The 23648-nt window shown below is 66.3% G+C and carries 23 protein-coding genes; 9 read left to right on the forward strand and 14 right to left on the reverse strand.

Annotated elements, in window-relative coordinates:
• Positions 1-10 precede the first annotated feature (10 nt).
• Genes PX554_RS05010 through PX554_RS05030 form a run of 5 tightly spaced genes read right to left on the reverse strand, consistent with a single transcriptional unit; the run spans position 11 to position 4195 of the window.
• Positions 11-1543 carry a class I adenylate-forming enzyme family protein gene (locus tag PX554_RS05010; RefSeq protein WP_275499480.1) on the reverse strand — a complete coding sequence of 511 codons (1533 nt, stop codon included), beginning with the start codon at positions 1541-1543 and terminating at the stop codon, positions 11-13.
• Complete coding sequence (locus PX554_RS05015; protein ID WP_275499482.1) at positions 1518-2315, reverse strand: SDR family NAD(P)-dependent oxidoreductase; 798 nt, start codon at positions 2313-2315, stop codon at positions 1518-1520. The genes PX554_RS05010 and PX554_RS05015 overlap by 26 nt, the downstream gene beginning before the upstream one ends.
• Positions 2308-2646, reverse strand: coding sequence for an EthD family reductase (locus tag PX554_RS05020; RefSeq protein ID WP_275499484.1), 339 nt, complete (start codon positions 2644-2646; stop codon positions 2308-2310). The genes PX554_RS05015 and PX554_RS05020 overlap by 8 nt, the downstream gene beginning before the upstream one ends.
• Before the next feature lie 3 nt (positions 2647-2649).
• A complete protein-coding gene (locus PX554_RS05025; protein WP_093221079.1) occupies positions 2650-3447 on the reverse strand; it encodes an enoyl-CoA hydratase/isomerase family protein in 798 nt (265 codons plus the stop codon).
• A gap of 43 nt (positions 3448-3490) precedes the next feature.
• The gene (locus tag PX554_RS05030) at positions 3491-4195 is read right to left on the reverse strand and encodes a carboxymuconolactone decarboxylase family protein (protein WP_275499487.1); all 705 of its coding nucleotides are present in this window, start codon (positions 4193-4195) and stop codon (positions 3491-3493) included.
• Positions 4196-4413: 218 nt separating this feature from the next.
• Here PX554_RS05030 and PX554_RS05035 point away from each other — a divergent pair, with 218 nt between their 5' ends.
• From PX554_RS05035 to PX554_RS05050, 4 genes are all read left to right on the forward strand, one after another.
• Entirely contained in the window at positions 4414-5625 is a 1212-nt protein-coding gene (locus tag PX554_RS05035; RefSeq protein WP_275499489.1) for an acyl-CoA dehydrogenase family protein, read from the forward strand.
• A complete protein-coding gene (locus tag PX554_RS05040; RefSeq protein WP_275499491.1) occupies positions 5622-6704 on the forward strand; it encodes a phosphotransferase family protein in 1083 nt (360 codons plus the stop codon). The genes PX554_RS05035 and PX554_RS05040 overlap by 4 nt, the downstream gene beginning before the upstream one ends.
• Before the next feature lie 66 nt (positions 6705-6770).
• Entirely contained in the window at positions 6771-9065 is a 2295-nt protein-coding gene (locus PX554_RS05045) for a TonB-dependent receptor (protein ID WP_275499493.1), read from the forward strand.
• An 83-nt stretch (positions 9066-9148) separates the two neighbouring features.
• Entirely contained in the window at positions 9149-10372 is a 1224-nt protein-coding gene (locus PX554_RS05050; RefSeq protein ID WP_420833422.1) for a spinster family MFS transporter, read from the forward strand.
• A gap of 95 nt (positions 10373-10467) precedes the next feature.
• On the opposite strand, the gene PX554_RS05055 is transcribed toward PX554_RS05050, so the two are convergent.
• The 8 genes from PX554_RS05055 to PX554_RS05090 all read right to left on the reverse strand — a co-directional run bounded on the left by PX554_RS05055 (position 10468) and on the right by PX554_RS05090 (position 17703).
• Positions 10468-11469, reverse strand: a complete 1002-nt coding sequence (locus PX554_RS05055) for an acyl-CoA dehydrogenase family protein (RefSeq protein ID WP_275499497.1) — start codon at positions 11467-11469, stop codon at positions 10468-10470.
• 2 nt (positions 11470-11471) lie between these two features.
• Positions 11472-12647, reverse strand: coding sequence for an acetyl-CoA C-acetyltransferase (locus PX554_RS05060; protein WP_275499499.1), 1176 nt, complete (start codon positions 12645-12647; stop codon positions 11472-11474).
• 18 nt (positions 12648-12665) lie between these two features.
• On the reverse strand, positions 12666-13844 hold the full coding sequence (locus tag PX554_RS05065) for an acyl-CoA dehydrogenase family protein (protein ID WP_093221090.1): 1179 nt from the start codon (positions 13842-13844) through the stop codon (positions 12666-12668).
• A 4-nt stretch (positions 13845-13848) separates the two neighbouring features.
• Positions 13849-14994 (reverse strand): thiolase family protein, encoded by a 1146-nt coding sequence (locus PX554_RS05070; protein WP_093221092.1) that lies wholly within the window; start codon positions 14992-14994, stop codon positions 13849-13851.
• Positions 14991-15410, reverse strand: coding sequence for a Zn-ribbon domain-containing OB-fold protein (locus PX554_RS05075; RefSeq protein ID WP_275499503.1), 420 nt, complete (start codon positions 15408-15410; stop codon positions 14991-14993). Before PX554_RS05075 ends, PX554_RS05070 begins: the two co-directional genes overlap by 4 nt.
• Positions 15411-15476: 66 nt before the next feature.
• A complete protein-coding gene (locus PX554_RS05080) occupies positions 15477-16247 on the reverse strand; it encodes a helix-turn-helix transcriptional regulator (protein WP_275499505.1) in 771 nt (256 codons plus the stop codon).
• A 27-nt stretch (positions 16248-16274) separates the two neighbouring features.
• On the reverse strand, positions 16275-16892 hold the full coding sequence (locus PX554_RS05085) for a TetR/AcrR family transcriptional regulator (protein ID WP_093221096.1): 618 nt from the start codon (positions 16890-16892) through the stop codon (positions 16275-16277).
• Between the two features lie 55 nt (positions 16893-16947).
• Positions 16948-17703 carry an SDR family NAD(P)-dependent oxidoreductase gene (locus PX554_RS05090; RefSeq protein ID WP_275499509.1) on the reverse strand — a complete coding sequence of 252 codons (756 nt, stop codon included), beginning with the start codon at positions 17701-17703 and terminating at the stop codon, positions 16948-16950.
• Between the two features lie 90 nt (positions 17704-17793).
• Between PX554_RS05090 and PX554_RS05095 the strand changes: the two genes are divergently transcribed.
• The gene (locus tag PX554_RS05095; RefSeq protein ID WP_093221100.1) at positions 17794-18546 is read left to right on the forward strand and encodes an SDR family NAD(P)-dependent oxidoreductase; all 753 of its coding nucleotides are present in this window, start codon (positions 17794-17796) and stop codon (positions 18544-18546) included.
• A gap of 4 nt (positions 18547-18550) precedes the next feature.
• On the opposite strand, the gene PX554_RS05100 is transcribed toward PX554_RS05095, so the two are convergent.
• Positions 18551-19237, reverse strand: a complete 687-nt coding sequence (locus tag PX554_RS05100) for a carboxymuconolactone decarboxylase family protein (protein WP_275499512.1) — start codon at positions 19235-19237, stop codon at positions 18551-18553.
• 173 nt (positions 19238-19410) lie between these two features.
• Here PX554_RS05100 and PX554_RS05105 point away from each other — a divergent pair, with 173 nt between their 5' ends.
• From PX554_RS05105 to PX554_RS05120, 4 genes are read left to right on the forward strand one after another with little or no spacing between them, the layout of a single operon-like run.
• Entirely contained in the window at positions 19411-20298 is an 888-nt protein-coding gene (locus tag PX554_RS05105) for an SDR family NAD(P)-dependent oxidoreductase (RefSeq protein WP_093221103.1), read from the forward strand.
• Positions 20295-21047, forward strand: a complete 753-nt coding sequence (locus PX554_RS05110; RefSeq protein WP_275499516.1) for an SDR family NAD(P)-dependent oxidoreductase — start codon at positions 20295-20297, stop codon at positions 21045-21047. Before PX554_RS05105 ends, PX554_RS05110 begins: the two co-directional genes overlap by 4 nt.
• Positions 21044-22204, forward strand: coding sequence for an acyl-CoA dehydrogenase family protein (locus PX554_RS05115; protein ID WP_275499518.1), 1161 nt, complete (start codon positions 21044-21046; stop codon positions 22202-22204). Before PX554_RS05110 ends, PX554_RS05115 begins: the two co-directional genes overlap by 4 nt.
• Entirely contained in the window at positions 22201-23637 is a 1437-nt protein-coding gene (locus tag PX554_RS05120) for a DUF1254 domain-containing protein (protein WP_275499520.1), read from the forward strand. The genes PX554_RS05115 and PX554_RS05120 overlap by 4 nt, the downstream gene beginning before the upstream one ends.
• Positions 23638-23648: the final 11 nt, after the last annotated feature.

Below are 23648 nucleotides of genomic sequence, written 5' to 3' on the forward strand. Positions count from 1 at the left end.
GTGCTCTCTCCTAAACCCGCGGGGAAGCCCCGCGCCGCAGCTCGACCGCGTCGATCGCGACGGCGGCCATCGCCTTCTTGTCCAATTTGCCCGTGGCGGTGACGTGCATGGCGTCGACGATCACCAGATGTTCAGGCCACTTCTTCCGCGACACGCCTTGCGTCGCCATGTGATCGAGCAACGCGGGAAGATCGATTTCGCCTTCGGCCGGGCGCAAGCGGCACACCGCGCACGCCTGTTCGCCGAGCTTGCGCTCCGGAACCGCGACGACCGCGACCTCGGCGATAGCCGGGTGGCGCAGCAAGGCCGCCTCGACTTCCGCTGGATCGATGTTGAAACCGCCCCGGATGATCTGATCCTTGATACGGCCTACCACGCGGACGAAGCCGGCTTCGTCGCGGATGATCTCGTCGCCGGTCAGGTAGAAACCGTCGGCGGTCTTGCATTCCTGCCCCGCGCCCAGTCCCTCGGCATAGCCCAGGAACAGCGACGGCCCGCGCACGCCCGCCTGCCCGCGCGAGCCTCTCGGCAAGACGCGCAGGTCCGAATCGAACGCCTCCTCCTCGGTACCGGGGAACGGGATGCCGTCGAACATCTGCCGATGCTCGAGCGGATGATCGGGCCGGGTCGATGCATGGCCCATACATTCGGACATGCCGAACATGCGGAGCGCCTTGAGGCCGAGCAGCGCGTCAGCATCCGCGATCAGGTCTGCGGTCATCGCGCTGCCGCCGACCGCCATCGCCCGCAGCGGCAAGCGCCCGTGCCAATCGCCCTGCCGCGCCGCCTCGACCATCGAGAACAGGTGCGTCGGCACGGCGATCGCCCAGCCGCAGCCATAGCGCTCGGCGCGTCGCAACGCTTCGGCTGGCACCCACGGATCGACGAGGACCAGCGGGTGCCCGAGCGAGAGCGCGAAATGCGCGGTGAAGGTGAAGCCGGGCGCGCTGTCCAACGGCACGATGCCGAGGATCGCGTCACCGGCCTGCAAGCCGGCGATGGCCGCGCAGGCGCGCGTCGCATAGTTGAGCGCCCCCGGCCCGTGCATCACGCCCTTCGGAATGCCGGTGCTACCGGAGGTGAAACCGATCAGAACCGTGTGCGCATCGCGCGGATCGGCGGATCGAACGCCCTTACCCGAGGTCACTTCGATGCGGCTCGCGTTGGTCGGCAGGACTTTGGCGACGTGGCCGATCCGCGCCTCGATCAGAGCGAGATCGGCGGGCCCGAGCTTGGGCGACACCGGGCAGAACACCGCTTCGAGCGACGATACCGCCAGCGCGGTCGCGATCGTCGCGGGGGCCTTGTGCGCCGCGACGAGCACGCGTGAGCCGGCGGAGACCCCCGCGTTCGCGAGCTGAACCGCGATGTCGCTGGCCAGATCGTGCAGCTCGCGGCGGCTCCACAGCCGGTCCTGACAATCCGCCATGGCGAGCGCATCGGGACTGGCGGCGGTCAGCGCTTCGAACTGCGGCCAGAGCCGCGCCTCGCCCCATTCGAACGCGGGATGGGTCGCTTCATCGGGCAAGGGATTGTCCCCCATCGACGAGGAAAGTCTGTCCGGTGATGAAGCTACCCGCGTCGGATGCGAGCAACGCCAGCGTGCCGGTCACTTCCTCGGGCTTGCCGAAGCGGCGCAGCAGGATACCGGCGCGGGTCTTTTCCTGCGTCGCGGCGTCAAGCGTTTCGGTCATCCCCGTTTCGATCGAGCCGGGCGCGATCGCGTTCACGCGGATGCCATGCTGCGCCCATTGCGCGGCGAGATCGCTGGTGAGGTGGACGATTGCCGCCTTGCTGGTGGTGTACGGCACGACCTGACCGGCATCGGGCTGGTAGGAGATGAACGCGCCGACCGAGGCGATGTTGACGATCGCGCCGCCGCCCGCAGCGATCATGTGGCGGGCGGCGTGGCGGCAGGCCAGGAACGTGCCGGTCACGTTGACGTCCATCACCTTCTGCCAGCCCTTGAGCGGGATGTCCTGCGGCAAGCCCCACCAGGAGGCGCCGGCGTTGTTGATGAGGATGTCGAGCCCGCCCAGCCGATCGACGACCGTGGCGACAGCGGCCTCCATCGATGTTTCGTCCGCGACGTTGCAAGCGAGCCCGATCGCAGGAACACCGAACCGCTTAGCGATGTCCTTGGCGACGCCGCTGCAATCCGCCTCCGATCGCGACGCGAGCGCGACCGAACAGCCGAGGTCGGCAAGCGTCGCCGCCATCGCCTCGGCGAGCGCACCGCGCCCGCCCGTAATCAGCGCACGTTTGCCGTCGAGGCGGAACTGCCCGGTCGAAAAGCCGCGAACCATCTCAGCCATCACTTTTCCCCGCCAGCAGATCGACCTCTTGCGTGATCAGGATGATGCGCCGCCCGCCCATGCCCTTGGTCTGAGCGGTCGCGGCCTTCCATTCGGGAGACGCGAAGGCCGCATCCAGCGCGGCCTGATCGGCGAAGGTCAGCACGGCATGCCCGTCCCAGCCCGGCGCCTGGGGATTGTCGTAATCCTTGGTGACCGCGCCATGCCGATATGCTGTCAGCCCGGGCAGGACTCTGGCGGCGTCGGCGTGAGGCCCGCGCCACCAGATCGTGAACTGCTCGTGCGTCCAGTCCGTCGGCCGGCTGGCCAGGACGACCATGCTGACCGACATCGCTTAGTTGCCCGTCCAGACGGGTTTGCGCTTTTCGAGGAACGCGGCGACGCCCTCCTTCGCATCGGCCGAGTGATGAACGACGTTGCAGGTCATCGTTTCGAGCGTGATGAGCGAGTTGGTATCCGCGTCCATGCCGCGGTTGAGCGCCATCTTGGTCATCCACATGCAGAACGGACTCTTGTCGATCAGCGGCGCGCAGAAATCCTCGATCAGCTTGTCGAACTCGGCGGCCGGGGCGGAGGCGTTGCACAGATTCCACTCGACGCACTCGTCGCCGGTGAGGAGCTTGCCGGTGAGCATCAGTTCTTTCGACTTGCGCATGCCGATGTAGCGCGGCAGCCGGTAGATCGGCCCGGCGCCGCCGAACAGCGCGCGGCGAATGTGGAAGTCGCCGATCTTCGCCTCGGACGCCGCGAGCGCGAAGTCGCACGAGATCATCAGCTCGAAACCGCCGGCGACGGCATAGCCTTCGACCGCCGCGATCGTCGGTTTGCTCATGTTGTAGATCTTGTCGTAGGTCCGCGCCGAGTCGATCGCGAGCTGGAGCGATACGGTCGTCTCATGCAGCACAGGGCCGACAAGCTGGTCGAGATCCGCGCCCGAGCAGAAGGTGTTGCCGCGGCCGCGGAACACGACGGCGAGCGCCTTCTTGTCGGCAGCGGCACGATCGACCGCGACTTCCAGTTCGCGCAGAAGCTGCGGGCTGACGCAGTTGCGCTTGTGCGGCCGGTTGAGCCAGATCGTGCAGATGCCGTTATCGGCCAGCTCGTACTGGATGACGTCCTTTTCGGGTTCCACTGATTGTCTCCTTGGTGAACGGTTGGAAAGATCGGCCCGTGCGTCAGCGCGGGATGCCGCCCTCCTCGGGGGGCGCCAGCATGCCGCCGACCGCCATCCAGGCGGCGACGCCCGCCGCGGGCACGGCACACAACACGGCTTCGGCAATCTCTTCGTCGGACGCGCCGGCGTTGCGGGCGCCGCGAACATGCGTCGCCGCCATCGGGCTGTACCCGGCTGCGAGGATCGCCAGCAGCAGCAGTTCGCCGTGCTTCGGCGAAAGCGGGTTTGCGTCGATGCTGCCGCGCCGCATCAGATAATAGGCATCGGCGGCTTTAGGGCTCAGGCGTAGAAGTTGCTGGAGCGGCGGCGGTATCGTGCCGAAATAGGCGGTGAAATTGGCTTCGGCCTCGCCTGCGGCGGCGGTCGGAAGTTCGGCCGGAGCGGGCGCCTGCACATCCTCGAACGCCGTGTCGAGGATATCGGCGAAGTCCATCGCCGCTGCCTCGCCGCGCAGGCTGGTCAGCACGATGAGCCCCGCCGTCGCTTCAAGCGGCGTCAGCCCGAGCATCACGCCGCGCGCGATCTCGCGTCGCGCCAGCCCCAAATGGCGCCGGTCGATCGCGGCGACGGCAACGAACAACGCCTTCAGCCGCGCAGGCACCGCGCCATCGGTATCGATAACCGACCGGAAGGCCGCGAACCCGGCCAGCGTATAGGGCGCATGCCCTTTGAGCAGCGCGATATCCATAAGCGGACGTTTTGTCATTCTGCCCTCTCCTGCTCCAACAGATGCTCGACCGACTGGTCGGGCGTCAACCGAAAAAAATCGACACTGACCTATTTGACAGCCGACCGGTCGGTCGAGTAGCGAAATAGTCGACCGGTCGGTCGGGCGAGTCATAAGAAGGCGGACGAAACGAGTCGTGTCACGCATCGGGAGGACAACGAGTGATATTCGAGCAGTCTGCACGGTCCAGGGAGTGGATGGGGCGGGTTCGCGCCTTCATGGACGAGCATATCGTCCCAGCGGTGCCGGTCTACCAAGAGCAACTCGCCGCGATCGACCGCTGGAGCGAGATTCCGCCGATCTTCGATCAGCTCAAGGCGAAAGCTCGCGCCGAGGGGCTGTGGAACCTCTTCATGCCGCCGTCGGAGCATGACGACGCCTTCTTCACGAGCGTTGGGCTCACCAACGTAGAATATGCGCCGATCGCCGAGCTGATGGGCCGCATCTCGTTCGCGAGCGAGGTGTTCAACTGCATGGCGCCCGACACCGGCAACTTCGAAGTGCTGCACCGCTACGGCACGCCGGCGCAGAAAGAGCGCTTCATGGTGCCGCTGCGCGACGGCGAGATTCGGTCCGCCTTCCTGATGACCGAACCGGCCGTCGCCTCGTCCGACGCGCGCAACATCCAGACCGAGATGCGCCGTGAAGGCGACGAGTATGTCATTAACGGCCGTAAGTGGTGGTCATCGGGGGCAGGCCATCCGCGCTGCGCCTTCTTCATCGTGATGGGCAAGACCGATCCGGATGCCGCGCCGTACAGCCAGCAATCGATGATCCTCGTGCCGCGCGACACCCCCGGCGTCACGCTTGTCCGCCACCTGCCGGTGTTCGGCTACGATCACGCGCCGCATGGGCATTTCGAAGTCCTGCTCGAAGACGTGCGAGTGCCGGCCGAGAACATCCTGCTCGGCGAAGGACGCGGCTTCGAAATCGCGCAAGGCCGCCTCGGGCCGGGGCGCATCCATCATACGATGCGCAACATCGCGACGATGGAGGTCGCGCTCGAGAAGATGTGCCGGCGGCTGTTGTCGCGCCGTGCCTTCGGAAAGGCAATTTCCGAACACTCGGTTTGGGAAGAGCGGATCGCGCGCGCGCGGTGCGAGATCGAGATGGCGCGCCTGCTGTGCTTCAAGGCGGCGCACATGATGGACACGGTCGGCAACAAGGAAGCCCGTGCCGAGATCGCGATGATCAAGATCGCCGCGCCCAAGATGGCGCAGCAGATCGTCGACGATGCCATTCAGGCGCACGGCGGCGGCGGCGTCAGCGATGATTTCGGCCTCGCCGAACTGTGGGCGAACACACGCATCGTCCGGCTCACCGATGGCCCCGACGAGGTCCACGAACGTCAATTGGCGCGGATGGAACTCGCCAAATATCGCGACGAGACGCGTGGAGCACACGCATGAGCGCGCCGCAGCCTGCGGTGATGATCGGCGGCACCGTCGATGTCGCCGCCAACAGCGCCTTCGACGAAGCACGGCTCCGCGCCTATCTGGCCGGGCGTATCCCGGCGTTTTCGGGCCCGATGCGGGTCCAGAAGTTCGAGGGCGGTCAGTCGAACCCGACCTTCCTGCTTTCGACCCCGGATGCCCGCTACGTGCTGCGCCGCAAGCCGGCGGGCGTCCTGCTCAAGTCTGCGCACGCGGTCGATCGCGAGTATCGCGTCACCAGGGCGCTGTTCGAAGCCGGCCTGCCCGTCGCCGAGCCGCTCGTGCTCTGCGAGGACGATGACGTGATCGGCACCATGTTCTACGTGATGCGGCACGTTCCCGGACGGAGCTTCTGGGATCCGCGCATGCCGGGTCTCGATCCTGCCGAGCGCGCGGCGATCTATGATTCGGCGAACGAGACTTTGGCCCGGTTGCATCTGGTCGATTACGCCGCGCTCGGGCTCAGCGATTATGGCAGGCCGGGCAATTACTTCGCGCGCCAGATCTCGCGCTGGACGCGCCAGTACGAGGCTTCGCGCACGCGCGACATCCCCGAGATGGAGCGACTGATCGCATGGTTGCCCGGCGCCGTGCCCGAGACCGGGGATCGCACAACGATCATCCACGGCGATTATTCCTTTCACAATCTGCTCGTGCATCCGACCGAGCCCAAAGTTTCGGCGGTGATCGATTGGGAACTGTCGACGCTGGGCGATCCGCTCGGCGATCTGACCTATCACATGATGGAATGGTCGCGGCCCGACGGCGTCGATGTGCGGGGCACGTTGCAAGGCGCCGATCTTGGCGCGCTGGGCATTCCGACCGCGCTGGAATATGCGCGAAGCTATTGTGAGCGCACGGGTTTTGGCGGCGATCCGACCCACCCCTTCTACCGCGCCTTCAACCTGTTTCGCGTGGCCGCGATCCTGCAGGGAATCGCGGGGCGGGCGCGTGACGGCGTTCAGACCGGCGCGAACGCGGAAGAGATCATCTTGCGTGTCGAACCGCTCGCCCGCGCGGCCTGGATCGCCGCACAGGAAGCGGGAGCGAGCTGACCCGGATCATCCGAAGGCGAAACGATCATCATGGCCGCTAAAAGGTCAGTCGTAGGGGAGAAAAAGATGTCCAAGAAAGCGCAGTACATCCGTGCAATGCTACTCTGTGGAGGCGCCGCCGCGTTCGCCACCCCCGCGCGCGCGCAGACGCCGCCGGCAGCCCCAGCGCCCGGCGGCGCACTCGCGCAATCGACGATCGACGACATCGTCGTAACCGCAACGCGTCGCGCCGAGCGCCTTCAGGACGTTCCGATCGCGGTCAGCGCGCTCGACGGCGCCCAGATCCAGGCGCAGCGCATCGACAATTTTGCCTCGATCACCAAGATCGCACCGGGGCCGACGTTCGTGCCGGTGAAGGGCACCTCGACCATCTCGGTCCAGATCCGCGGGAAATATTCGAACAACGACGCGCCCGGTCTCGAAAATCCGGTCGGAGTGTACATCGACGACCTCTATTATGGCTCGCTCGCATCGTTCGATGCCAACCTCTTCGACGTCAGCCAGGTCGCGATCCTGCGCGGACCGCAAGGTACGACCTTCGGCCGCAATGCGGTCGGCGGCGCCCTCCAGATCACCAACAACGTCGCCGAACTGGGCAGGACCGACGCCCGGATCACGCTCACCGGGCTCGGCAATGCGATGGGCCAGTTGGGCATCGAGAGCGACGGCTACGTCAATTACGCGCTCGGCGACTCGCTCGCCGCGCGCGTCGCCTACAGCGTGAAGAGCGACGGCGGCTATCAGAAGAACCTGCTGAGCGGGAATTACCTCGACGACAACCGCGTGCAGAGCGTACGCGGCTCGCTCACCTGGCAGGCGTCCGAGCGCCTCCGGGTCACCGCCAGCGCCGCCTATACGCACCGCGGCGGCTATGGCGATGGCGCGGTGATCGTCGGGCAAGGAAACCTCGTCAAACAGGTTCGGGCGGCGAATGGCGGCGACCTCCACAAGACCCTGCTCGACGACGACGGCGAGACGCGCCGGCACCTGTTCGCAGGCACGATCAAGCTCGATTATGATACCGACGTCGGAACGATCACGTCGATCACCGGCTATCGGTCGCTCAACGCTTACTATCGGGAGGATTCGGACGGTGGCCCGCTGCCGGCCAATTACCCGTCGATCAATCTTAACCGTGAGAAGCAGGTCAGCGAGGAGCTCCGCTTCACCTCGAAATTCGGCGGCCCGTTCGACTTCGTCTCGGGCGTCTATTTCGGCTACGAGGATCTCTACAAAGGCATCCAGTTCAATTTTAACGGGACGCTGCCGCAATCCTATCTTTCGGTCCTCTCGCCCGGACGCGTCGCGTCGCAGTTCGTCGCGGGCCGGATTTCGAACTACAGCGTCGGGCCGTTCGTGGAAGGCAAGTACAAGCTCACCCCGCAGCTCTCGCTGACGGCCGGGCTTCGCTACAGCTATGAACGGAAGAACGGCTATACGTCGCATGTCGGCTCATCGCCCTTTTATGGCGCGCCCTATTTCGTCGATCTCGGCAAAGACGGCTCGACCAATTCGTGGCAGTCGTTCACGCCGCGCTTCATCGTCGATTACAAACCGACCCGCGATATCTCGTTCTACGCGTCTGTCTCCAAAGGCTTCCAAGGCGGCGGCTGGGTGCTGACCGCGACCAGCGCGGCCAAGGCGCTCGTCCCGCTCGCGGCGGAGACCACCTGGAGCTACGAGATCGGCACCAAATCCAATTTCTTCGATCATTTCCTGACGACGAATGTCGCGGCGTATCTGTCCGATACGAGCAACCTTCAGGTCCGCTCGCTCATCAACGGCGTGCTGACCGACAGCAACGCCGGCAAGGAACGCGTCAAGGGCGTCGAGGTCGAGGCATCCATCCATCCCGCGAAGGGGCTCTCGATCGGCGCGAATTACGCGTATACCGACGCGAAATACCGAAGCTTCCAAGGCTGCGCGGCCGGCGGGCTGGATTGTACCGGCAACCGCGTGCCGTTCGTTTCGAAGCACGATTTCACCGCGATCTTCGACTATAAGCTGGACATGAACAGCGGCGCCAAACTCGCCTTCCACGCCGACGACAAGTTCGCCAGCCCGTATCAACTGATCGCCACCAACCTGCAGCAGATCGGCGTGCCCTATACGCGGCGGCGCAACGTCGCCAATGTGTCGCTAACCTATACGCCGCCCTCGGGCGCATGGGATCTGCGGCTGTGGAGCACCAACCTGTTCGACAAGACCTATGCGAGCAACGGCTTGAATTATTACTTCTACCATCTGTCACCGGCGGAAGTTGCCAGCGTCGGCGGCCCGGCCAACGCGGATGTTGAGCGGCTGACGATCGCCCCACCGCGCGTCGTCGGTATCACCTTCACCGCGCGGGTCGGAGGTTAGGCATGGAGGGCGCCGTGTCTCTGACGTCGGAAACGGCGCCTCCGGTCGTTCCGACCCACCGGACCCGACGGCTCGTGCTGCTGATGCTGGGGCTGGTGTCGATGTTCAACTACATCGACCGCACCGTGCTTTCGATCCTGCAGGAGCCGATCAAGCGCGAACTCAGGCTCAGCGACACGCAACTCGGTTTGTTGACCGGCCTTGCGTTCGCGCTTTTCTACGCGACGCTTTCGCTCCCGATCGCGCGGTTGGCAGACCGGCTCAACCGGCGCAACATCGTGACCGCCTCGCTCGCGGTTTGGAGCGGGATGACCGCGCTCAGCGGGCTCGCCACCGGCTTCGCGACGCTGGTCGCCTTCCGGATCGGCGTCGCGCTCGGCGAGGCGGGGTCGGTGCCGGCGTCGCACTCGATCATCGCCGATTATTACCCGCCCGACAAACGCGTGACCGCGCTCGGCCTGTGGGGTCTGGCGCTGCCGGCGGGAATCATGCTCGGTTATGCGTCGGGCGGCTGGATCGCCGCGACGCTCGGTTGGCGCGCAGCGTTCGCGGTGATCGGCGGAGCCGGCCTCTTGCTCGCACCGTTCGTCATGCTGCTGGTGCGCGAGCCCGTGCGCGGCGCTTTCAGCACGCGTCCGCTAGAAACCGAGCCGATATCGCTCGGTGCTGCGCTCGCCACGCTCTGGAAGCTGCGGACCTACCGCTACATGCTCGTGGGAACGACGCTTCACGCCTTCGCGCAATATGCGATGATGAGCTGGACCGCGCCCTTCTACCTGCGCGTGCATCACATGCCGCTGTCGGACGTCGCCGCCTGGCTGGCGCTGATGAACGGAATCGGCGGCGGGGCCGGCATCTATCTGGGTGGGTGGCTCTCCGATAGGATGGCGCAGACCAAGCCGTCGGCGCGTGTTTGGGTCAGCGCGGTGGCGATGCTCTTCATGGTGCCGGCGGCGCTGGTCCAGTTCCTCGTTCCTTCGCTCGGCGTCTCGCTGGCGTTCGGCTTCCTCTCGTCGATGTTGATGTTCTTCTATTACGGCCCGATCGTCGGCGTGCCGCAGTCGCTGGTGGCGCCGCAGATGCGGGCGGTGACATCGGCGGTGACGCTGCTCGTCTTCAACCTGTTCGGGCTTGGCCTCGGGCCGGCGGTCACCGGCGTCATCAGCGATCGACTGGCCGCGGGCTACGGCATGCACGACACGTCGCTGCGCTATGCGCTGGCCGCCGTGCTGATCTTCTCACTGGTCGGCGCGCTCAGCATCCTACGCGCCAGCCAGTTCTATCGGTCCGACATCCGCGAAGCATGAGCCGCGATGGCCGGACAGTGGCACCCGCCCGCATCATGCCGGCGGGCACAAGCTCGGCGATCGGCGGCGCCTGTTCGGCGCCATAGATCGCACGCTCAGGCGGCGAGCGCCATCCGCGCTGCCGCACTGCCGCCATGAAGTCGCGACAGCAGCAGCACGCGGCGCAGCCCTCGGCCGACCGCGAGTTCATCGGTCACGCCCATGCCGCCATGAAGCTGCACGACATCCTCGGCGAGTCGCAGGGCCGCATCGCAGACATATGCTTTGGCTTCGGTAACGGCCTGACCTCGCGCGTCATCCCGGACGAGCGCGGCGCGGAGCATCATCGAACGCGACTGTTCGAGCAGGGTATAGAGCCGCGCGCAGCGATGCTGGATCGCCTGGAAGCTACCGATCGGCTTTCCGAACTGCTTGCGCTGCCGAACATAGTCGATCGCGAGATCGAGCAACGTACCCATCGCGCCGGCCAGTTCCGCGACGATGGCCAGTTCCGCCAGCTCGACCGCGGCGCTCAGATCGCCCTCCGATATGTCCAGCGGGACGCAGCGAGCGCCTTCGAAGCGGAGGTCGGCTGCAATGCTGCCATCGACCAGTCGCACCGGCGATCGCGCGACGCCCGGAGCGTCCGCTTCGACCAGCGTGACACCGCCGGTCTCACACGCCACGACGAACACCGACGCCGCCATCCCGCCTGGAACGATACCGGCGGCGCCGGAAAGCGCGCCCGCTCGGGCGATGCCGCCGCGTGCGAAGCCGAGGACGGCATCACCCTGCGCGAGCGGTTCACTCCAATGCGCGCCGGCAGCACCGCCGCGCGCGATCACGTGTCCACAGAGCACAACGCTGTCTGAGAGTGGGGTGACGGCCAGCGCGCGGCCGAGCTCTTCAGCAACGATCATTACCTCCATCGCGCCGCCGCCCATTCCCCCGGCGGACTCGGGAAGCAGGAAGGCGAACAGCCCGAGTTCGCCAAGCGCGCGCCAGTCCTCCGCCGGCATCGGCCCGCTGGCCATGCTGGTCGCATCATAGCGGTCGGCGAGGAAGCGCCGCACCATGTCGCGGACCATCACCTGCTCGTCGCCGGGCGCGATGTTCATCGTCAAAGCACCTCGATGATCGACGCGTTGGCGATGCCGCCGCCTTCGCACATCGTCTGCAGCCCGTAGCGGCCACCACGTGCCTTCAAAGCGTGGATCAGCGTCGCCATCAACTTGGTGCCAGTGGCGCCGAGCGGATGGCCGAGCGCGATGGCGCCGCCGTTGACGTTGAGCTTGGCCGGATCGGCGTCGAGCGCCTTGGCCCAGGCCATCGGGATCGAGGCGAAGGCTTCGTTGACTTCGAACAGATCGATGTCGGCCATCGACAGCCCTGCCCGCTCCAGCACGCGGCGCGTGGCGGGGATCGGCTCTTCGAGCATGATGACCGGATCGCCCGCCGTCACCGCGAGATTGACGATCCGCGCGATCGGCGTGAGGCCGTGTGCCTTGACCGCGGCTCCCGATGCGACCAGCACGCCGCTCGCGCCGTCGCAGATCTGGCTGGCGGTCGCAGCGCTCAGCGTGCCGCCCTCGCTCAGCAGCTTGACCGAGCCTATCGACTCCAGCGAGGCATCGGCGCGGATACCTTCGTCGCGATCGTGCATGACCGTCTCGCCATCGGGCGTCATGACAGGGAGCGGGACGATCTCCACGGCGAACGCGCCGGCGGCCGTGGCGGCAGCGGCCTTCTGGTGGCTTTGCAGAGCGAAGCGATCATGGTCTTCGCGGCTGAAGCCATATTTGTCGGCGATCATCTGCGCGCCGACGAACTGGTTGAAACCCTCGACCCCGTAGCGCTTCTGGATGGACTCCGCGAACGGGTTGGCACCAATGCCGCCGGCCTTGGCGAGCGCGATCGGCGAGCCCATCGGCACCCGAGTCATGCTCTCCACGCCGCCCGCGATCACGATGTCCTGCATGCCCGACATCACCGCCTGGGCCGCGAAGTGGAGCGCCTGCTGCGACGAGCCGCACTGGCGATCGATCGTCACCGCCGGCACACTGTCGGGCAGCGACGACGCCAGGACGACGTTGCGGCCAAGCGCGAAAGTCTGCTCGCCGATCTGGCTCACGCACCCGATGATGACGTCATCGATCGCCGCCGGATCGACACCGGCGTCGGCGACGAGCGCGTCGAGCACCGCAGCGCCGAGGTCGGCCGGATGCCAGCCGGCGAGACGGCCGTTGCGACGCCCTCCGGCGGTACGACGCGCGGCAACGATATAGGCTTCAGGCATGATGTGGTCCTTCGTCTTTCACAGGCCGAGCGCGGCCTTGGCGATGATGGAAAGCTGAATCTCGCTGGTGCCGCCGAAGATCGACCAGGCGCGTGCGTTGAGGTAGCGCGCGACCGCGACCTGCGCCTCGGCCGAGCGGATCGGTGGCGGCGCGTCCGCGCCGTAAAAGGGCCGTTCGAGCGGAAGCTGGAGGCCGGCGAGGCCGAACGCATCAACCGCAAGCGCTTCGATGCCCTGGCGAATTTCCGACGCGATCAGCTTGGTCGTTAGACTGCGCGGATCGGGCGCCGCGCCGGCGTCGATTTCGATCAGCGTCCTGAGCTCGGTCATTTCGAGCGCCTGCGCTTCCAACTGAAAGCGCAACGCGCGGTCGGCGAATTCGCCAACAAACGGCCCCGCCGCCTCGCGCAGCCGCCGCAGGTCGGCGAGCAGTTGCGGCGCGAACGACGAGCCGCCGCGCTCGTTTTCGAGCAGGAACTTGGCGATCGACCACCCCTGCCCTTCCGCGCCGACCCGATTCGCAACGGGCACACGCACGTCGTCGAGAAACACTTCGTTCAACTCGTGATCGCCCGAGGCGCTGAGGATCGGCCGCACCGTGACGCCGGGTGCGGTCATGTCGATCAACAGGAAGCTGATGCCTTGCTGCGGCTTGACGTCGGGATCGGTGCGCACCAGCGCGAACAAGCGGTTGGCGAACTGCGCCTGTGTGGTCCAGATCTTGTGGCCAGAGACGATATAGTCGTCGCCGTCGCGTACCGCGCGGGTGCGGAGGCTGGCGAGATCTGACCCCGAACCCGGTTCGGAAAAACCTTGCGCCCAGACATGCTCGCCGCTGCGGAGCGCGGGCAGATACTCCGCGCGCTGCGCGTCGCTGCCGAACGTGTAGAGCACCGGCCCGACCAGCTTCAGCCCCATGCCCGGCAGCACGGGCGCGCCCGCCTCCGCGCATTCCTTCTCGAAAATCCAACGCTGAACACGAGTCCAGCCCGGCCCGCCCGCCGCCGCCGGCCAATGATAGACCAGCCAGCCTTTCGCCTCGAGAATGGCTTGCCATGCCCGCGCGATATCCGGCTCCGCGAACACGCCCGAGGTCAGCGCCGCACCGCGCCGCAGTTCGGGCGACAGCGAGTCCCCGAGGAAGGCGCGCACCTCGTCGCGGAACGTCCGCTCGGCGTCGGTCAATGCCAGATCCATCACCTCACCTCTCGACGATCGCCACCGCCGAAACGCCCGGCGCTCCATAGACGTGACTGTAGCCAAGCCTCGGATCGCCCGGCACCTGCCGCCGGCCGGCGCGCCCGGTGAGTTGGACGTAATTCTCGTACACCTGACGCAAGCCCGAAGCGCCGATCGGCTCGCCACAGGCGAGGCAGCCGCCATCGGTATTGACCGGGAGCGTGCCGTCGATCCGGGTCCGCCCTTCCGCGATCCAGGCGGTCTGCTCGCCGTCGGCGCAGAAGCCGTTCTCGGCCATGTGCATGATCTCGGCACCCGTTTCGGTGTCCTGAAGCTGGGCGATGTCGATGTCTTCGGGTCCGATCCCCGCCATCTCATAGGCGGCGCGCGAGGCGACCGTGGTCGGCGAACCGCCCCGGTCCAGATCGAGCGCCGGCGAGAACACCTCGAACGATCCGGGCGGCCGCGTCCGTACCGCCGCCGCACGCAGCCGCACGCTCGGCAAACCAAGCTCCCGAGCCCGCTTCTCACTCGCTAGGACCAGCGCCACCGCACCCTCGCCGGGCGAGCAGAACATGAATTTTGTCAGCGGGTCGCTCACCATCTGCGAGGAGAGGATCGTATCGATATCAACCGCCTCACGCCGCCAGGCGTGATCCGCCAGCACTCCGTTCGCGAACGCCTTTTCCGCGACCGCGCCGAGCGTGCGCGGCGTGATGCCATAGGTCGCCATGTAGCGCTGGATCTTCATGGCGAAGAATTGGGTGGTGAGCATCAGCCCGGTCTCGCCATACCAGTCGGGCAGCCCCCAGTCCGCCGGCAGCGGCGAGAACGAGCCACGCGGGTGCTTGTCGAAACCCACCGCGATGCCGAGATCGAACTCGCCCGATTTGATCGTGCTATATGCCCCGAACATCGCTGAGCCGCCGGTCGCGCAGCCATTGGCGACGTTGATGAACGGCAGCCCCGTCAAGCCGAGTTCGGACACCATCGTATCGGCATTACCCGCCGAATCCGAACCGCCGAACGCGAAGCGGATGTCGCTCCAGCCAAGGCCGGTTTGCGCCAGCGCCTGGCGCACCGCATATACGCCCTGCTGAAGCCCGCTCAGCGCCGGTGTGCGGCCGAACGGATGGATGCCGGCGCCGATGATGAAGACGTCGCTCATCGCCCTGCCTCCTCGACCGGCGCGAAGGCGAAGCTGGTGCGCACCGCGCCGCTTGCCAGCGTGAACTCGAGTGGGACGAGCCGCATCGGCATGTCGATGCGCAAGCCATCGAACTCCACATCGACCAACCGCGATTCGACGATCAACGCGCCATCGAGTTGCACATAGCCGACCGCATAGGGCTCGAACGCCTCCGCCCCTGCATAGGGCGGGGATTTCGGCCGGAAGCGCTGCACCGTCCACGACCACAGCCGCCCCTCGCACGGGAGCAGGACCGCTTCGTAGCGGTCGTCGGTGTCGGGTCTGGCCGGGAAGATCGTCCGGCCACTCGCGCGGTGACGCGATGCGATCAGGTGGTGGGCGCCGTCCACTTCGACGAGCAGATTGTTGGCGATCATCGGCGCGAGGGTGGGCATCTGGTCTCTCCTGCCCGCCTTGTAGCGTCCGACCGTGCGGTCGGCTTCTGACCAATGCGACAGCGCCTAACGGATCATCCCGAGAAAGCCGAGTTGGGCCGCCTTGAACAAAGTCTGATCGCGGTTGACCGCATCGAGCTTGAGCGAGGCGGCGCGGATGTGGAACCGCACGGTCGTGCGTTGCAGGCCCAGGATCAGCCCGATCTCATCGTTGGTCTTGCCGGCCGCCGCCCAGCGCAGGCACTCGACCTCGCGCTTGGTGAGCGACACGCCGGCCACATCCTGCCGCACGCGCGCGGTGACCTTGACATAGCTCTGGATGAAGGCGCGCGCGAGCACCGCCAGCGCATCGACGCTGCTCTCGTACGCGCCGGACAGATCCTCTTCGTGCGGGTCGGCTGCGAGGAAACTGGCCGCGCCGATCTGACCGAATGGCAAATGGATCGGCACCACCAAGGCCGCCGATGTCATCGCGCGCGCGCGGAAATCCGAAAGGTCGATCGCGTCGAGCAGCGGATTGGCGATGCGCGTATGAAAGCCGCGCGCATTGCACCAGAACGGCTCCGCCTCGACCCGGCAGGCGTGGACGAGCGGCGAGGACAGCGCCAGTTGCGGGGCCTCCCACCAGCGCCCCTCGCCCTCCCGGAACCCGAACACCTCACTGGCCAGGATCGCGCCGTCGCCATCGCGCATCGGCTCGCGGACCGCGATGTTGTGCGACACCGCCGTCCGCAGCCCACAGATGCTCGCGACCCTGTCCCGAAGCGCTTCGGCCGCTGAACGGATACCGGGCGGCTCCGTGAAACGTACCGCCGCCACGTCCTGCGGGGACGGCATATACTGGTGCGCGGACGGTATCACGGCTTAGGATTTCGCCAGACTGAGCCCCTCGAAAAACGGCCGGCACAATGCGTCGGCGACATCTTCGGGCGACTGTTTTCTCGCCAGCGGCGGATACCATTTATAAGCCCAGTTGCACATGCCGAGGAACCCGTAGGTCGTCAGATCGGGATCGCAATCGCGGAACTGCCCGGCCTTGATGCCGGATATGACGGTGCCGCGAACACGCTCGAAATAGTCCTTGCGCTGCGCTCGGATCTGGTTGCGCATCGTGCCTTCCAGATCTTCATAATGGTCCATGAACGCGCGAACATAACCGGGATGCTCGGCGATTTGCCGCAAGATGTTGATACACGCCGCGCGCAGCTTGCCGAGCGGATTGTCCGAAAGACCCTCGTCCGCCAACCCGTCGAGCAGCGCCGTCATATGTGCTTCGTGAATCGCGTAGAGGATCGCGTGTTTGCTCGGGAAGTAATGGTAGAGCGTCGGCTTGCCCAAGCCGACCTCGTCGGCGAGCATCTGCATCGAAGCTTTGTGATAGCCGACCTTGTCGAACAGGTTGGCGCAATGCCTGAGAATCTCATTGCGCTTCTCGTCATGCGCTTCGGTCGTCTGTCGTTTCTTTGTCGCCTGCCGCGCCATACCGGACCCAGATCCTCATGTGTTCGAGCGGCCACGGGGCCACCAGCGTTTCACCCTATTGCACCAACGCGCCACCGTCCACGGCAAGCGCCGCGCCGGTGATGTAGGACGCGTCCTCGCCGGCCAGAAACAGAACCGCGGCGACGACCTCGTCCGCAGTCGCGAGGCGGCCGACCGGGACACGGGAAAGGCGCGCGCTCAAGGCCGCCGGATCGATATACGCCGCGCGGGCGAGCGCGCTGTCGATCGGCCCGGGATGGACGGAGTTGCAGCGTATGCCTTCGCCCGAATGCTGGGCGGCGGTGACGCGCGTCAACATCGTCAGCGCGGCCTTGCTGCAAGCATAGGCCGCGTCCATGATCTGCGACTGGCCGATGCCCGCCACCGACGATACGTTGACGATCGTGCCCCCGCCTTGCGCGCGGAAGACCGGCAGCAGCGCTCGGGTGCCAAGAAACGGACCCTTGGCGTTGACCGCCATGCTCCGATCCCAATCCTCGGGCATGCGCTCCTCGATCCGCGTCAATCCCGATGCGACCGCCGCATTGTTGATGAGAACATCGACCCCGCCCCAACGGTGCCGAGCCTCACGAACCACCCGCTCCCAGTCTTCCGGCTTCGTGACATCAAGCGCGACGGCGCAGGCGTCGCCGCCCGCCACGACGATAGTATCGGCCAGCTCTGCCACGGCCTGCGCGTCAACATCCGCGACCACGACCCGCGCACCTTCCATGGCAAACGCTTTGGCGATCGCCGCACCGAGGGCGCCAGCCGCTCCCGTGACGAGCGCACGCTTGTTCGCGAACCGCATGGCCTCTCCAAATGGCAACTCGACCGTCCGGTCGGGCGTGGTTATCGTTGGCGGTGTTTGGGCAACAACGCAAGCCCGGAGGAGATGGACATGGAATTGAACGGCAAGACCGCGCTGGTGACCGGTGCAAGCTCGGGTTTGGGTCGGCATTTCGCGATGTTGCTGGCGGCGCAGGGAGCGACCGTCTTCGCCGCCGCCCGACGTGAATCGGCGCTGGAAGCGCTGGCGAAGGAGGTTTCGCGTGCCGGCGGCCAGTGCCGACCGGTCGTCATGGACGTCACCGATCCCGCATCGGTAACGACCGCGTTCGAGCGGCTTGAGCAGGGCGCGACCGCACCCTTGTCGATCCTCGTCAACAACGCCGGCGTCGCGCAGACACGCCGCGCGATGGATATGTCTCACGATGAGTGGCATTCGGTGCTTGGGCCGAACCTCACGGGCGCCTTCCTCGTCGCCCAGCAAGGCGCGCGCGCGATGCGCGAGGGCGGCGGCGCGATCGTCAACGTGGCGTCGATCCTCGGCGAGCGCGTCTCTAAGGGGCTCGCCGCCTATGCCAGCAGCAAGGCCGGATTGATCCAACTCACCAAGGCGCTAGCGCTCGAATGGGCACCGCTCGGCATTCGCGTCAACGCGCTCGCGCCCGGCTATATCGAGACCGATCTCAACCGGGCGTTCTTCGCATCGAGCGCCGGTCAGCGCCTGATCGCCCGCATTCCGCAGGGGCGGCTCGGCCAGATGCACGATCTCGACGCGCCGTTCCTGATGCTCTGCTCGGATCAGTCGCGCTACATGACTGGCGCGGTGATCGCGGTGGACGGCGGCCACCTCGTCAGCGAGCTTTAGAGGATCAGGCGTCCATCGCGGTGGCGCCGATCACCCAGGCGGACAGCCCGGCGGTCGGCACCGCGCAGATCACCGCCTCGGCAATCGCTTCCTCGCTCGCCCCGGCCTTGCGCGCGCCTTTGATGTGGACCGACGCCCATTCGCTATAATCGGCGGCGAGCACCGTCACGAGCAGCAGTTCCGCATGGACCGGCCCGAGCGCGGTCCCGGAGAGCGTGCCCTCGCGCATCAGATAATACGCATCGGCACCGAGCGGCTTGACCTCGAACAGCTTGCCGAGCGACGGCGGCATCGTGCCGAAATAGTGGAGGAAATTGGCCTCCGCCGTGCCCGGCTCGACAAGGATATCCTCGTTCCCGGCCTCCACCTCTGCACCGTCGGGATAAACCTCGCCAAACAGTCCGTGAAAGCGCAGCGCCGCCCCCTCGCCCCTCACGCTCGACAGAATCGCGACCGCCGCGCCGGCTTCCGCCTCGGTCAGTCCGGCCTCGCGGGCCGCCTGCAATTCGCGGAGCGCCATCTCTTCATACCCCTTCACGGTCGCCGCGCAGGCCACGAACAGCCGCTTGATGCGCGCCGGCACTGCGCCATCCGTGTCGATGATGGTGCGCCACCGGCGAAAACCGGCGACCGTCTTGGGCGCGTCGCGGCGCAGGCGACCGAGCGCGACGAGAGGATTGGGTTCGGACATCGTGACACCTCCTGAAACTCCAGACCGTCCGGTCGGCTGACATACTGCTATGTCGTGCTTTCAGGTCGGTCAACCGACCGACGCAGGTTGACGTCCGACCGGACGGTCGATTAAAGCCGGGGTATGGCGAGTCCGAAGGCAGGACCGCGCGAGCCGATGGGAGAGAGGCCGGCATGAAAGACTTTTCCGGTAAGACCGCCGTCATCACCGGCGCCGGAAGCGGCATTGGCGCGGCGCTCGCCGAGCTCGCCGCTGAAGAGGGCATGAACCTGGTCCTGGCCGACATCAACCGCGCCGATCTCGATACCGTCGGCGCGCGCCTCTTGGCGAATGCGGTGCTCCTTCAGCAAACCGACGTCGCGGATCCGGCAGCGGTTCAGGCGTTGGCGGATGCTGCCTGGGATCGCTTCGGCCGCGTCGATCTGCTGTGCAACAACGCCGGCGTCGTGCCTGGCGGGCGACACCGCCCGGTCTGGGATTACGCGCCCGAAGACTGGCGCTGGGCGTTCGGCGTCAACGTCGATGGGGTGGTCAATGGCATCCGCAGCTTCGTGCCGCGCATGCTGGCCGATGGGCGGCCGGGCCATATCCTCAACACCGCCTCCGTGGCCGGGTTCGTGAGCGGATCGGGTTCGGCGGTATATGGCGCGTCGAAACATGCCATGGTCCGCGTCACCGAGGCGCTCTACGCTGGCTTGCGCGACGAAGGCGCGCCGATCGGCGTGACGATGCTTTGCCCCGGCTTGGTCGCCACCCGCATCTACGATGCCGAGCGCTCCCGCCCGGATCATCTTCAAACCGCGCGCGGCCGGCCGGAAGAAGCGCGCGAACTGCGCGAGATCGCCGATACGCTGTATCGCAACGCGCCGTCACCCGAGGCGGTAGCCGCGCAGGCGTTCGACGGCATTCGGGAAGACCGCCTGTACGTCTTCACGACGACTCGCTTCGACGAACCGATCCGCGCGCGTGCGGAGGCGATCCTCTCCCGCACCAACCCGACGTTCGAGAGCCTGCTGTCGCTCAGCAAGAACGACGCCGGCGTGGTCGAGGAGAAGGCATGAGCCGCTTGAGCGATCGTGTCGCACTGGTCACGGGCGCGGCCTCGGGCATCGGCCTCGCCACCGTGCGGCGTTTCGCGTCGGAAGGCGCGACCGTTCTGCTTGCCGATCGCGACGTGGAGAAATTGGGAGTGGCGCTCGCGGATCTCGGCGGTGCGCCGCACGAGGCGGTCCCGCTCGACGTCACCGATGAAGCCGGCTGGATCGCGCTGGCGGACCGCGTCCGACAACGCTTCGGTAAGCTCGATGTCCTCGTCAACAATGCCGGCTTCGGCAAGTTCGCGACGATCGCCGAGACCACGCTCGACCAGTGGCGTGCGATCCTCGCGGTCAATCTCGACAGCGTGTTCCTCGGCACCAAGCACATGATGCCACTGCTCGCCGCCTCCGGCCACGGCGCGATCGTCAATATGTCGTCGATCCGCGGCATCGTCGCCGGCACCGGCACGGGCTCATACTGCGCCGCCAAGGGTGGTGTGCGGATGTTCACCAAAGTCACCGCGCTCGAATGCGCGGAAGCCGGCAACGGCGTGCGCGCGAACTCGATCCATCCGGGACACATCGCGACGCCGCTTTCCGCACCCGCATACGCCGATCCCGAGATCGCGAAGAAACTGCTCGCGGATGTGCCGCTGGGGCGGGTTGGGCAGGCAGACGAGATCGCCGACGCGATCCTTTTTCTGGCGAGCGACGAATCGCGCTACATGACCGGCGGCGAGCTCGTCGTCGATGGGGGAACGACTGCGCAATGACCGAACGCGCCCAGCAGATCGCCGCGAGAGTGGAAGCCTTCGTTCGCGAGACCGTGATCCCGTACGAGGCGGATGACCGGCGCGGCGGTCATGGCCCGGCGGACGCGCTGGTGCGCGAACTGCGCGACAAAGCGCGCGCAGCAGGCGTGTTGACGCCGCACATCCTGCCAGATGGCTCGCACCTCACGCAGCGCGAGACGGCGATCGTGCTGCGCCGGTCCGGGCTCTCGCCGCTGGGGCCGCTCGCCTGCAACACCGCCGCGCCGGACGAAGGCAATATGTACCTGCTCGGCAAGGTCGCCAGCGCCGAGCAGAAGGTGCGCTTCCTCGATCCGCTGGTTGCCGGCACGGTGCGCTCGGCCTTTTTCATGACCGAACCCGCCGAGGATGGCGGCGCCGGCTCCGACCCATCGATGATGCAGACGACCTGCCGGCTCGACGGCAACCATTGGGTGATAAACGGGCGCAAGAAATTCATCACCGGCGCGGAGGGTGCCAGCGTCGGCATCGTCATGGCCAAATCGGACGATGGCGCCTGCATGTTCCTCGTCGATCTGCCCGACCCCGCGATCCGCACGGCGCGCGTGATCGATACGATCGACAGCTCGATGCCGGGTGGCCACGCCGAGATCGACATCGTCGACCTGCGCGTGCCCGCCGACCAGATGCTCGGCGCGAGCGGCGAAGGCTTCAAATATGCGCAAATCCGGCTCAGCCCGGCGCGGCTGTCGCATTGCATGCGCTGGCTGGGATTGGCGACGCGCGCGCAGGAGATCGCGTGCGGCTACGCCAACCGCCGCCACGCATTCGGCAAGCCGCTCATCGATCATGAAGGTGTCGGGTTCATGCTCGCCGACAACCTGATCGACCTTCAGCAAGCCGAGCTTATGATCGACTGGTGCGCGGGCGTGCTCGATACCGGATCGCTCGGCACCGCCGAAAGCTCGATGGCCAAAGTCGCGGTGTCGGAAGCGCTGTTCCGGGTGGCCGATCGCTGCGTGCAGGTGATGGGCGGGACCGGCGTGTCGGGCGACACGATCGTCGAGCAAGCCTTCCGCGAGATTCGCGCCTTCCGCATCTACGATGGGCCGAGCGAGGTCCATCGCTGGAGCCTCGCCAAGAAGATCAAACGCGATTGGAAAGCGGCGCAAGCATGAGCACGACCATCCGCGTCCGACCGATAGCCTATGGTCTCGCCGTGCAGGCCGCCTGCCTCGCCGCCACGCCCATCCACGCGCAGCAGAACAATTTCGCCGCACCCGAAGCGCCGCGTTCAATGCGCGATTATGGTGATGACCTGCTGCCGAAGGACGAGAAAAGCCGGGACGAGGTGCTCAGGTCGGCGGCGTTCGATGCGACGATCTACGGCATGTCCGCCTATCTGCAATATGAGCAGATGTACCGGCAGGTGTTCGACCGCACCGCGCCGAACTTCACCGGTTTCAACCGCTTCGCGCATGAACGCACCTTGGCCGGTCCGGATTACGCGACGTTCAAGGTGCCCAATTCGGACACGCTATATTCGACTGCCTGGATCGATCTTTCCAAGGGCCCGGTCGAGATCACGATCCCGGCCACCAGCCTGAAGTATTTCACGCTCAACATCTTCGACATCTTCGGGAACCCGAGCAACCTCAGCAACCGCACGATCGGGTTCAAAGGCGGGCGCTCCCTGCTGGTGCCGCCGGGCTGGCACGGCTCGCCACCACCCGGCACCACCGTTTACCGCGCCGCCACCGTGCAGCTCTGGATTTTGATGCGCGTGTTCGCGCAGACCGACAAGGAGGTCGCCTACGCCCGCCAGTTCCAGGACAGCGTGAAGATAACGCCGCCCGCTGCCTCGGCGATGCAGGCCAGCCCCGCTGCCGTACCGCCCGCGCCGGCACCGGGGGCGGCGGCTTTCATGCAGGTTCTCGATTATATCCTGCGCACCGATGGCTGCCAGCCAGGCGAGGACGCTTTGGTGTCGCGCTTCCGCCCGCTCGGCGTGCTCGGCGATCGTCCGGCCGATCCAGCGGCGCTCGACGCGACATCGCGCGCCGCGATCGAAAAGGGTTACGAAAACGCGGTCGCGGTCATCGCAGCCTCGAAATCGCAGCTCGGCGTCTCGACCGGGACCGGCTGGATGAAGGTGAACAAGGGCGAATACGGGTTCAATTATCTCCGCCGCTCCGTCACCAACACCGCCGGCCTAGGCGCGAACGTTCGGGAGGAGAACGCTTCTTACACGACCTTCGTCGACGCAAGCGGCAAGCCCCTGAACGGCGCGACGGCGCATTACACGCTACGCCTGCGAACGCCGCCGCCAGTCAACGCCTTCTGGTCGGTCACGCTGTACGACGCCAAATCGTTCGCGCTCCACGCCAACCCGATCAACCGCTATCTGGTGAGCGACCGCACACCGGGGCTCAAGGTCGCGGCGGATGGGTCGGTGACGATCCAGATCCAGCATGAGCCGAGCGAGCGCGACACCTGGCTGCCTGCGCCGGCCGGGCCGTTCTTCATCGTCCTACGCGCCTATAGCCCTAAACCGGCGATGCTCGGCGGCGGGTGGCTGCCCCCTGCCATTCAGGCCGATACGGCTCGATGACCGCCGCCCCG

Origin of the sequence: Sphingomonas pollutisoli (assembly GCF_029167165.1) — a bacterium.
GTDB classification, from domain to species: domain Bacteria; phylum Pseudomonadota; class Alphaproteobacteria; order Sphingomonadales; family Sphingomonadaceae; genus Sphingomonas; species Sphingomonas pollutisoli.